At 65.7% G+C, this 12525-nt stretch carries 3 protein-coding genes; 1 reads left to right on the top strand and 2 read right to left on the bottom strand.

Translation table 11 applies throughout. The features are described 5' to 3' along the window. Positions 1-314: 314 nt before the first annotated feature. Complete coding sequence (locus FLG15_RS10255) at positions 315-10508, top strand: autotransporter-associated beta strand repeat-containing protein (RefSeq protein ID WP_150146032.1); 10194 nt, start codon at positions 315-317, stop codon at positions 10506-10508. Between the two features lie 293 nt (positions 10509-10801). Here FLG15_RS10255 and FLG15_RS10260 read toward each other — a convergent pair whose 3' ends face one another. Both FLG15_RS10260 and FLG15_RS10265 read right to left on the bottom strand, forming a co-directional pair. Continuing rightward, a complete protein-coding gene (locus tag FLG15_RS10260; protein WP_057679337.1) occupies positions 10802-11413 on the bottom strand; it encodes a response regulator transcription factor in 612 nt (203 codons plus the stop codon). Further along, positions 11410-12432: a sensor histidine kinase gene (locus tag FLG15_RS10265; RefSeq protein ID WP_150147621.1), complete on the bottom strand. Its 1023-nt coding sequence runs from the start codon at positions 12430-12432 to the stop codon at positions 11410-11412. Before FLG15_RS10265 ends, FLG15_RS10260 begins: the two co-directional genes overlap by 4 nt. Positions 12433-12525 lie beyond the last annotated feature (93 nt).

Below are 12525 nucleotides of genomic sequence, written 5' to 3' on the forward strand. Positions count from 1 at the left end.
AGGCTGCAGGAATCCACATTTAGCGGACGCGAGCAAGCCAGCGCACAGATTTGGCCTTTGTCATGGATGAGATTGGAGTTAGTGATATTCGGCACAGTTTCAGGTGTATTGAATCGCCTATTAATTTAGTGGCGCAGTGATTTGAGAGTGGTATTAACTCCGTTGCGCCCTGCAAGTGCTGTCAGCAGCTACTCGCCATGATGCGTCGAGGCGGCCTGGCTGCCTAAACCGGCTCTACCGTTATTCCAATCCCGTCTTTGGAGGCGCGTGCATGGGTGCGCGCCGGTCTCTGCTCGGCAATCAGGGGGAATCAAATGAATCGTGCATTTGCGTTGGTCTGGAACGCAGCCATTGGCAATTGGGTAGTGACGCATGAATTGGTGCGTCGGCGTCGCAAGCCTGGCTCTACCCGTCGCCAATTGCCGGCCCTGGTGGTCCTCGCGGCGGGGGCCACCGCACCGATGCTGGCCTGGGGGGCATGCACGCCGGCCATTCCCGCGGCGGGCGCAACGGTCACCTGCTCGGGTACGCCGGTCACCAGTAACAGCTTTTCCAGTAGCGCCAACAACCTGACCGTGAATGTCGCCTCCGGCAGCCAGATGACCGCAGGTTTGTTGGGCGGCACCGCCATCGCCCTGAGCGGTACCAATTCCACACTCAACAACGCCGGCACCATCGACCCTTCCGTGCTTGGGCTGCTCTCGGTATTGAGCAGCGGCGTGACCATGGGCAATGCCAGCTCCACCGCCGTCACCGTCAACAATCTTGCCAGCGGCACGCTCTATGGCACCGGCGGCGTGCTCGGCGCCAATCTGCTCAATCTCGACGGCATGGCGCTGGGGCTGACGTCGGCCAACAACGGAACGGTGCAGATCAATAACGCCGGCGTGATCGATAGTCGCCCGTTGCTGGGGTTGTCAATCCTCGGGTCGGACACGCCGGTGATCGCGGTGTCCGGTGGAGGCACCGTCAACGCGGTCAATACCGGCACCATCAACGGACGGGTGGGCTTTCAGAGTTCGGCCACTGGCAACACGTTCGTCAACTCAGGCACCATCAACGGCAGTGTTTCGATGGGGGCGGGCAGCACCAACAGCTTCACTGCCGTCACCGGTGGCAGCGTCAACAGCGGGGGAGGGCTCGCCCTGGAATTGCTCGGCCCGGGCGGTTTGCTGAGATTCGCGCAAACCGGTGTGGTGGATGGAGGCCTGGGAGGAAACAACACGTTGATCCTGCAGAATTCTGCGGTCGGTACCGGCAGCGGCAGCACCGGCACCGGGACGTTGAGCACCGCGCAATACATCAACTTCGGCAATTTGCGTGTCAATAGCGGCACCTGGTCGGTGGGCGGGGCGAGCAACTTCGCCAACAGCGCGCTCAACGGCGGTGTGCTGCAGTTCGCCAATCCTGCGCAGTTGGGCACCACCATCACCGCCAACGGCGGCACGCTCGAAGCCACGGCTGCCGGTCTGACCCTTGCACCGACCAATGGCATTGCGCTTGGCGCGGGCGGCCTGACCGTGCAGGGGACCAATAACCTGACCGTGGGCAGCGCAATCACCGGCACCGGTGGATTGACCAAGACCGGCACCGGCGGACTGGCGCTGACCGGTACCAGCACGTTCAGCGGCGGCGTCAATCTGCTCAATGGCGCATTGACGGTGGGCGCCAACAGCGCCTTGGGCACCGGCACGGTCACTGCATCCGGCGGCAGCGTATTGGCAGGTGCCGCAGTGAACCTGACCAATGCGTTTTCGTTGAGCAACACGGTTGGTATTGGCGGCGCAAACACACTGCGAATCGGAGGGACGATCAGTGGTACGGGGGCGCTCAACAAGATCGGCGCCGGCACGCTGACCTTGGGCGGCAGCAATACCTACAGCGGCGGCACCACGCTGGGTGCGGGCAGCGTGCTGCTGGAGACCTCCGGTGCGCTTGGCACTGCCACGGTCACTGCGGCAGGCGGTTTGCTGGATACCACTGCACCGCTGACCCTGACCAACAACTTTGCGCTCACCAATACGCTGGGCCTGGGTACCAGCGGCAACGCGTTGACCTTGAGCGGCACGCTGGCCGGCGTTGGCGGTGTCAATAAACTGGGCACCGGGACGCTTTCACTCAGCGGCAGCAATACCTACAGCGGTGGCACCACGCTGGCAGCGGGCACGCTGCAACTGGGTGCCGCGTCCGCGCTGGGCACGGGTGCATTGAATGTCACCGGCGCATCCAGTCTGAGCACCACTGCACCATTGACGGTGGCCAATGGCATCAGCCTGGCTGCGCCGTTGAACTGGATCGGCACACAAGCGCTCACGCTCAGCGGTGCCATCAACGGTGCCGGCAGTTTGATCAAGAGCGGCACCGGCGATCTCACACTGACCAATGCCAACACCTACACCGGCGGCACCACGCTCAGCACCGGGCGACTGGTGGTCGGTTCGAATGCGGCCCTGGGCACCGGCACGCTCACCGCCAGCGGTGGTGAGCTCGATGCCACCGCAGCGTCCACGCTGGGCAACGCGATTGCGCTGACCGGAACCTTGGGCATCGGCAGTAGCGGCAATGCGTTGAATCTCACCGGCACCATCAGTGGCGCCGGCGCGTTGAACAAACTTGGTGGCGGGACGCTGACGTTGGGTGGTCTGAATACCTACACCGGCGGCACCAGCCTCAACGCCGGCACCTTGCAGGTGGCCAGCGGCAACGCACTGGGCACCGGGACGTTGAATGTCGCTGGCTCTGCGACCTTGCAAAACACCGCCGCTGCCACGCTGAGCAACGCAGTGACGCTGAGCACCGGCGCGCTGACCCTCAATGGCGCGCAAGCGCTGACCCTGGGCGGCACCATCAGCGGTGCCGGCAGCCTGGTCAAGGCCGGCGGCGATCTCACGCTAACCGGCAACAACACGTATAGCGGTGGTACCTCGCTCAATGCCGGCAAGCTCACGGTGGGCAGCAATACCGCGCTGGGTAGCGGAGCCTTGACCGCAGCGGCCGGCACGACGTTGGACAGCGCAGCAGCGAGCACGCTGGCCAATGCAATTGCGCTGGCAGGGCAGCTCACTGTGGCTGGCAGCAACGCACTCACGCTGACCGGGGGCATCAGTGGCGCCGGCAGCCTGGACAAACTCGGCCCTGCCAGCTTGACCCTCAGCGGCAACAACACCTATCTGGGCGGCACCCGCCTGACGGCCGGCAGCCTGATCCTGGGCAGCGATAGCGCGCTCGGGGCGGGCAGCCTGAGCGTGAGTGGCGGCCTGCTCGATAGCACCGCTGCACGCGTGGTGGCCAACAACGTGGTGCTGGATGCAGATCTGCAACTTGGCGGCAACCAGGACCTCACCCTCAATGGCGGCATCAGCGGCGCCGGTGGCCTGATCAAAGACGGCGCAGCAGCGCTGACACTGACCGGCGCCAATACCTTCAACGGCGGCGTGGATCTCAACGCGGGAAGCTTGTCGGTCGGCAGCGGCGCGGCGCTGGGCAGCGGTGTGTTGACCGCAGCCGGAGGCACGCAACTGCAGGCCACCACGGCCACCACGCTTGGAAATGCGGTGGTGCTCAATGGTGCGTTGTCGTTGACCGGCAACAACAACCTGGGCTTGAGCGGTACCGTGAGCGGTGCCGGCAGCCTGGTCAAGCAAGGCAGCGGAGCGCTCACGCTCAACGGAACCAACAGTTACACCGGTGGCACCTTGTTGAACGACGGTGCCGTGGTCGTTGGCAGCAATACCGCGCTCGGTAGCGGCGCACTCGCTGCTGCCAACGGCACGCGGCTCACCGCTGCTTCTGCGGTGACCTTGCAGAACGCGCTCACCACCAATGGTGCGCTGACGATCGATGGACAAAACCTCACGCTCGATGGCGTCATCGATGGCGCCGGCAGCCTGATCAAGACCGGCGCACAAACGCTCACCCTCAACGGCAACAACACCTGGAGCGGTGGGCTGCAATTGCAGAGCGGTTCGTTGCTGGTTGGCAGCAACACGGCATTGGGCGCAGGTACCTTGACTGCCGCAGGCGGTACCACGCTGGATGCAAGCACCGCCGTGGCGCTGGGCAATGCAGTCGCCTTGAATGGCACGCTGACCCTGGCTGGCACGCAGGAGATTGCGCTCGACGGCGTCGTCAGCGGCATCGGTGGCATCGACAAGCAGGGCAGCGCCACGCTGACGTTGAGCAACGCCAATACCTTCAGTGGCGGCGTTGCGCTGGATGCGGGCAGGCTGGTGCTCGGGAACAATGCCGCGCTTGGCGTAGGTGACATGCTGGTCAACGGCGCTGCCGAACTGGATGCCACGGCCGCGTTGACGGTAGGCAACAACCTCGCGTTGAACGATCAACTGACGCTGGTGGGCAGCAACGACCTGGCCTTGAACGGCAGCATCAGCGGCACCGGCAACCTGGTCAAGAACGGCACCACCACACTGTCGCTCACGGCCGGCAACAGCTACAGCGGCGGCACCAGCCTGACCGCGGGCACGATTGCGGTGGGCGCCGACAATGCACTCGGCACCGGCAGCCTGTCGGTGCTCGGCAATTCGGTCTTGAGCAATGCCCTTGCCGTGGCGCTAGGCAACGACATCGCGCTGGGCGCCGCGCTCACCGTGGATAACGCCGCAGACATGTTGGCCAGCGGTGCCATCAGCGGCAGCGGAAGCCTGATCAAGACCGGCCTCGGCACGCTGACCTTGAGCGGCAACAACAGCTACACCGGCCCGCTGGCGATCCAGGCCGGTACCGTGGTGGCCAGCACCGCGGCCTCACTGGGCAACGCCAGCGCTGTCGATGTGGCGGCAGGCGCGCTGTTGAATCTGACCAATGGCGGGCTGATCAACGCGCTCAGCGGTGCGGGCGGTGTCGATACCGAAACCGGCGCCACACTCCAGCTGGGCGGCGGCGATTTCGCCGGCAGCCTGGGCGGTGGCGGCAACATGGACAAGGTGGGGACCGGCACCGTGCGTCTGCTCGGTACCAGTGCGATCGGTGGCAGCACGCAGGTCAGTGCGGGCACGCTCGATGTGGTCGGCAGTCTCGGCACCAGCGCCTTGAACGTGGCATCGGGCGGCACACTGACCGGCACCGGCGCCGCCGGCAATGTGGGTGCGGCGGTCACCGTCAGCGATGGCGGCAGGCTCGCACTCACCAGCGGTGCGTCGTTGAGCGTGGGTGCGTTGACGCTCGCGCCAGGCGCATTCGTCGATGTGGCGTTGGGTGCGCCAAGCGCAACTGGCTTGCTGGCCGTCAATGGCGATCTCACCCTGGACGGTACGCTCAACATCACCGATCTCGGCGGCTTCGGCACCGGCGTGTATCGCTTGATCGACTACACCGGCGCGCTCACCAACAACGGCATGCTGATCGGCCTGTTTCCGGGCAGCGTGGACATCAGCCAGCTCGCCCTGCAGACCGCCATCGGCCAGCAACTCAATCTGGTGGTCACCGCGCCGGGCAGCATCGTGCAATTCTGGGACGGTGTGCAGACCACGGCCAATGGCACTGTGGATGGCGGCGCCGGCACCTGGGGTGCGGCCACCAACTGGACCGGCCAGGACGGTAGCGCCAACAGCACCTGGCAAGGCGACTTCGCAGTGTTTTCCGGTACGGCAGGCACGGTGGGCGTGCAGGGCACGCAGGACATCGGCGGCCTGCAGTTCGTGACCGATGGATATCAGCTGAGCGATGCCGGCGCGGGCGCACTGGCAGTGACCGACCCGTTGACTGCCATCCGCGTCGACCCGGGTGCCACGGCGAGCATCGATGTGGCCATCACCGGCACCGGCGGCGTGCAGAAGCTCGATACCGGCACGCTGGTGCTGAGTGGTCCCAACACCTACACCGGTGGCACTGCGCTGGGCGGCGGTAGCCTGGTGTTGGGCAATGCACAAGCGCTGGGCAGCGGCACGCTGACCGCCGCAGCGGGCACCACGCTCGATACCAACCAAGCGTTGGCGCTCGGCAACGCGGTGGTGCTCGATGGTGCGTTGACGCTGCCTGGCAGCAACGACCTGACATTGGCCGGCGCCATCAGCGGTGCCGGCAGCTTGATCAAGAACGGCACCTCCACGCTGACGCTGGACGGCAGCAACGGCTACCTCGGCGGCAGCGTGTTGAATGCCGGCACCCTGGCAGTGGGCAGCAACACCGCACTCGGCACAGGCAGCCTGTCGGTGCTGGGCGATGCGACCTTGAGCAATGCCATTGCCTTGGCCCTGGGCAACAACGTCAACCTGGGCGCCAACCTGACCATCGCCAGTGCAGACGATCTGGCGTTGACCGGCGTGCTCAGTGGTGCGGGCGCGCTGACCAAGACGGGCCTGGGCACCTTGACCTTGTCGGGCAGCAACCTGTTCAGTGGTCCGGTGTCGGTGCAGGGCGGCGTGCTGGCCACCTCCGCCACCGGCACGTTGGGGACGACCGCCAGCGTGGATGTTGCGGCAGGGGCAGGGCTCTCGCTCGGCAGCAATACCGCGTTGAGCAGCGTCACCGGCCTTGGCAATGTGGCGATCCAGGGTGGCAGCACCTTGCAACTGGGCGTGGGCAACGTCAGCAGCACGTTTGCAGGTGCGTTGAACGATGCCGGCAATCTGGAAAAGGTCGGCACCGGCACCGTACAACTCTCCGGCACCAGCGCGATCGGCGGCACCACACAGATCACGGCAGGCACGCTGGATGTAGATGGCACGCTGGGCAGTGCCGGTGGCGTCACCGTGGGCACCGGCGGCACGCTGAGCGGCAGCGGCGTGGTCGATGCCGCGGTCACGGTGAATGACGGTGGCCGCCTGGTGGTGACCAGCGGTGCGCTGCTGACCACCGGCAGCCTGAGCATGGCGTCCAATGCCACGCTCGATGCGTTGCTGGGAATCCCCAGCCAGACCGGGGTGCTTGCGGTCAACGGCGACCTCACGCTGGATGGCACGCTCAACATCACCGACATCGGCGGCTTCGGCACTGGCGTGTATCGCCTGATCGATTACACCGGCACGCTGACCAACAATGGCATGGGTTTTGGCACAATGCCGGGCACGGTCGACCCCGCCCAGCTCACGCTGCAGACCTCGCTGGCGCAGCAGGTCAATGTGGTGTTGTTGGCGTCCGGTAGCAACGTGCAGTTCTGGGATGGCGCGCAGACCGTCGCCAACGGCAGCGCCGATGGCGGGACTGGCACATGGACTGCCGGTTCCACCAATTGGACGTCGGTCGATGGGCTGACCAACAGCGATTGGCAGAACAGCTTTGCGGTCTTCGCAGGCACCGCCGGCAACGTAGGCGTGCAGGGCACCCAGGGCATCACCGGCATGCAATTCATCACCGATGGCTATGTGCTGAGCGATGCAGGCGGTGGCGCATTGAGCGCCAACGCAGCGAACACCATCATCCGTGTCGATCCGGGCGTGACCGGCACCATCGATGTCGCCATCGGCGGCACCGGCACGCTGCAAAAGCTCGACACCGGCACGCTGGTGCTGACTGCTGCCAACACCTACACCGGCGGCACCGCGCTCGGCGGCGGCACCCTGGTGTTGGGCAATGCGCAAGCGCTGGGCACCGGCACGCTCACTGCCGCAGCGGGCACCACGCTCGATACCAATCAAGCATTGGCGCTCGGCAATGCGGTGGTGCTCGATGGCGCGCTGACGCTGCCGGGCAGCAACGATCTGGCATTGACCGGTGCGATCAGCGGTGCAAGCAGTTTGATCAAGAACGGCACGTCCACCCTCACGCTCAGCGGCAACAACAGCTATGCCGGCGGCACGACGCTCAGCGATGGCACGCTGGCGGTGGCCAGCAATACCGCCCTGGGCAGCGGCACCTTGTCGGTCACCGGCGATTCGGTGCTGAGCAATGCGGTTGCCGCGGCATTGGGCAACGCGGTCACGCTGGGCGCGGCGCTTACCGTCGACAACCCGGCCGACCTCACGCTTACCGGCAACATCAGCGGTAGCGGGAGCTTGATCAAGACCAACACCGGCGTGCTGACGCTCGGCGGCAGCAATACCTACAGCGGTGGCATCACGGTCGCTGCCGGCACGCTGGTGGGAGATGGCGCAAGCCTGCAAGGCGCCATCGTCGACAACGCAACCCTGGCGTTCAATCAGGTGGCCGATGGCGTGTTTACCGGTTCGATCACCGGCACCGGTACGGTGATCAAGGAGGGCGCCGGCGCATTGCGGCTCAACGGCGCCAATGGCTACACCGGTGGCACCACCATTGCGGCCGGCACCCTGATCGGCGATACCGCCAGCTTGCAGGGCGATATCACCAACAATGCAGCGTTGGTGTTCGACCAGATCACCGGTGGCGTGTATGCCGGCGCGGTCAGCGGGAGCGGCTCGCTGGAAAAGACCGGCAGCGGCGTGCTGCAATTGCTTGGCGCCAACACCTATACCGGCGGCACCGTCATCAGCGCCGGCAGCCTGGTCGGCAACACCACCAGCGTGCAGGGCGATGTGGTCGACAACGCGACCTTGGTCTTCGATCAGGCCAGCGACGGCGCGTTCGCCGGGGTGGTCAGCGGCACCGGTAGCGTGATCAAGCAAGGTGCCGGCGCGTTGACTTTGGTGGCGCCCAACACCTACAGCGGCGGCACCACCATCGCCAGCGGTAGCTTGATCGGCACCACCGACAGCCTGCAGGGCAACATTGTCGACAACGCCGTGCTGGTGTTCGACCAGGCAACCGATGGGACCTACGCTGGCAACGTCACCGGCAGCGGCGTGCTGGTCAAGAATGGCACCGGTGCGCTCACCCTGGATGGCGTCAACGGCTACCTGGGCGGTACCACCGTCAACGCGGGCACGCTGGTTGGCAACACCGCCAGCCTGCAGGGCGACATCACCAACAACAGCACGCTGACCTTCCTGCAAACCAGTGCCGGCAGCTACGCAGGCAGGTTGTTCGGGCTCGGTCGCTTCATCAAGCTGGGAACCGGCACGCTATTGCTCACCGCCAACAGCAGCAGCTTCACCGGCCCGACCGAGGTCAATGCCGGCACCCTGAGTGTCGGCAACCTGGCCAACCCCGGCGCGGCACTGGGCGGGCCGGTCACGGTGGGTCCGGGCGGCACGCTCACCGGCAGCGGCAGTGTCGGCAGCCTGGTGTCGTCGGGCACGGTCGCCATCGGTGGTGCCGGTGGCACCATCAGCGTCGGCGGCACTGCCACGTTTGCACCAGGCTCCACGTTGCAGGTAACGCCCGGCGCGGGCGGTGTGGTGACGCCGGTGACGGTGGGCGGTGCAGCCACGGTAGCAAGCGGCACCACCCTGGAGTTGGTGCGTGCGACCGATATGCCGCTGTTTACGGAGATTCCGTTGATCAGCGCCGGCGGCGGTCTCACCGGGCAGTTCACCAACGTCGTCTCCGACTACGCGTTTATCGAGCCGAACGTGAACACCACCGCCACTGCGTTGTCGGTGACGTTCGGGCGCAATACGGTGGGCATGGTGGATGCGGTCACCACGCCTAACCAGCAATCCACGGCGGCAGCGGTGGACGGATTGCCGAACACCAGCCCGATCTATCAGGCCGTGGTGCGTTTGCCCGACGACCCGGAAGCGGTGCGCACCGCGTTCGCCTCGTTGTCGGGCGAAAGCCATGCCAGCACGGCTACCGCCATGCTGGACAGCCGCTTCCTCAACAGCGGCATCGGCAACCATCTGCGTGGCGACAGCCAGGACACGCTGGTCGGCGACACCATGGTGTGGATCACCGGGCGCAGCCTGCCCACCCGTGTCGATGGCGATGCCAATGCGGTGTCGGTACGCCGCGAGGACAACGGGGTGATGGCCGGTGCGGAACGCCGCTTGGGCGAACGCAGCGTGGTGGGCATTGCGGTCGGCAACCAGGATATCGAGAGCTGGTCGCGCGAATGGGGCGACCGTGCCGATGTGGATGGCACCCATGCCGGCGTGTATGGCCGCGCCGACTGGTCTGCGTTTTCGCTGCAGGGCGCGGTGGATTACGCCAGCTACAGCGTCGACAGCACGCGCCGGGTGATGTTGCCCGACGTGCTCGCAGAGCGTCTGGTCAGCCGCTACGACGCCACCGCGGTCACGGTGTCGCTGGAAGCGGCCTGGAATCTGCGCACCGAGGGCGCCGTGTACAGCCCGTTCATTGCGGCCGATTACACCCGCCTGAAGACCGACGGCTTTACCGAACGCGGCGGCATCTCCGCGCTGTCGGTGGACAGTGCCAGCGATACCTTAAGCACCGCCACGCTGGGTATGCGTGGTCACTGGGACCTCGGCCAACAGGCGGCGTTGTATGCGTCGGCAGGCTGGCGGCATGCCTTCGGCGATCGTTCGGTGCAGCGCTCGGCCGGCTTCATCGGCACCGCCTCGGAGTTCTCGGTGCAAAGCGTCACCCTGGCCAAGAACGCGGCCATTGGCGAGCTGGGCGTGAGCCTGATCACCTCGCCACGCAGCCGGCTGGCACTGTCGCTGCAAGGCCTCAGCGGCGACGGGCAGACGGCGTACGGTGGCCAGGTGACCTGGGGAGTGAGCTTCTGAGCCTTGTCTTGCGGCTTGCTTGACACTGGAATGCAAGAACGCCCCGGATGCCGGGGCGTTCTTTTTTGCCTGCGGTTCTGTGTCTGTCGCGCGCGTCGCACGGTGCGCACGCAAGCGTTCGTGTGCGTTGCGGCGATCAGCTCAGTGCATGGCCGAAGACGCGCTGCGCGCGTGCCGCTGCATGGCGCGCTGCCATCCCAAAGCACGCATGCCGTCACGATGGCTGGATGCCCGCCGATGGTGCGTACGCTGTCATGCAGTACAGCACGCCAACAACGGTCACATCGCGCGCATCACAGCCCGATGCGTTCGGCCAGCCGCACCAGTTCGGCCAGCGATCCGGCCTGCATCTTGCGCATGGCCTGGCCACGCCGCACTTTCACGGTGATCTCGCTCAGGTGCAAGCGCGCGGCAATCTGCTTGTTCAACAGGCCTTGCACCACCAGTCGCGTGACATCCTGCTCGCCGCTGGTCAGCGACTCCCAACGAGCGCGCAAGGCTGCGGCCACCGCCTCGCTTTGGCGGCGCGCACGGTCGCGGCGGATGCCGTCCTGAATCGCATCCAGCAGGGCCTGATCGCGAAATGGTTTGGTCAGGAATTCGATCGCGCCGTTCTTCATCGCCTCCACGCTCATCGCGATATCGCCATGACCGGTGATGAAGATGGTGGGCAGGGCAACGCCGGATTCGACCATGCGCCGATGGAACTCCATCCCGCTCTGGCCCGGCATGCGAATGTCCAGCACCAGGCAGGCGGGTACCTCGTGCAACCGATGCGCAAGGAATTGATCGGTGGAACCGAACGCGTAGACCTGCAAGCCGACCGAGGCGAACAGATCTTCCAGTGCAGCGCGCATCGAGGCATCGTCGTCGATGAGATATACCACCGGGGCCAGATCGCTCATTGCCTGCGCTCCGTCGCGACCAGGGGCAGACGCAGGCCGAAGCGCGCGCCGCGTACACCAGCCGGCTCGGCCCAGATCTGTCCGCCATTGGCTTCCATGATGGTGCGGCTGATGCTCAAGCCGATGCCCATGCCATCGTCCTTGGTGCTCCAGAACGCTTCGAACACATGCGCCAGTGCGTCGTCGGACAAACCTGGGCCGGTGTCGTCGATGCACAGGCATGCCCACGTTCCATCGGTGTGCGAGCGTACGTGGATGCTGCGCGCCTCGTCCGGCAGGGTGGTCAGTGCCTCCATTGCGTTGAGCAACAGATTGCCGATGACCTGCTGGATCTGTACGCCATCGGCCAGCACCGCGGGCAGGGCAGGGTCCAGCTCCAGCGACAGCGCGATGCCATGGCGCTCGGTTTCGCCGCGGGTGAGCGCGATCATGTCGAGCACGGTGCGGTTTAGATCCAGCCGCTGGCGTTGGCTGGCTTCGCCACGCGCCAGTGCCCGCATGCGCGCGATGATGGCGCTGGCGCGGCCGGCGTCGGCGAGCATGCGCTCCAGTGCGGCATCGGCCTTGGCCAGGTTGGGCGGTTGCTGCGCCAACCAGCGCTGGCAGGCATTGCCGCTGGTCACGATGGCGGCCAAGGGTTGATTGACTTCGTGCGCGATCGATGCGGCCAGCCCGCCCATGCTGCCACTGCGTGTAAGCCGCAACAGCCGTGCCTGTGCGGCATGTGCGCTGGCTTTTGCCGCTTCCATCTGTACCGCCAGGTACGTGGTGACCGCCACCACCACCGCGCTGATGCAGGAGTTGATCACGCCCACGCGGTAGCTGCCGGCCGGGGTGAGATGGAAGCTGAGCACGATCAGCGCCAGACAAGTGGCAGCCAATGCGACTACGCCTGCGCGTGTGAGCAGGCGTACCGACAGCAGCACCACCAACGTATAGAACAAGGCTGCCGCCACCGCGTAGTCGGTGACGGTATCGGCCACGAAGATCGCCGCCATGCCGGCCACCAGCCCGACCATGCCAAGCAGGTCGGTACGCGTGGGTGGGGAGCGGAAGAGAGAGGTCATGCGCATGGCGGCGATTGTCTCAGCAGGCGGCGCCGCCGTGACACA

The sequence above is a fragment of the Xanthomonas phaseoli pv. dieffenbachiae genome (genome assembly GCF_008639345.1).
GTDB lineage: Bacteria > Pseudomonadota > Gammaproteobacteria > Xanthomonadales > Xanthomonadaceae > Xanthomonas > Xanthomonas phaseoli.

Bases quoted from the DNA above. Each gene is read 5' to 3' on its own strand.
- FLG15_RS10265 (WP_150147621.1), bottom strand. From the start codon at position 12,432: ATGGTCGGGCTGGTGGCCGGCATGGCGGCGATCTTCGTGGCCGATACC.
- FLG15_RS10255 (WP_150146032.1), top strand. From the start codon at position 315: ATGAATCGTGCATTTGCGTTGGTCTGGAACGCAGCCATTGGCAATTGG.
- FLG15_RS10260 (WP_057679337.1), bottom strand. From the start codon at position 11,413: ATGAGCGATCTGGCCCCGGTGGTATATCTCATCGACGACGATGCCTCG.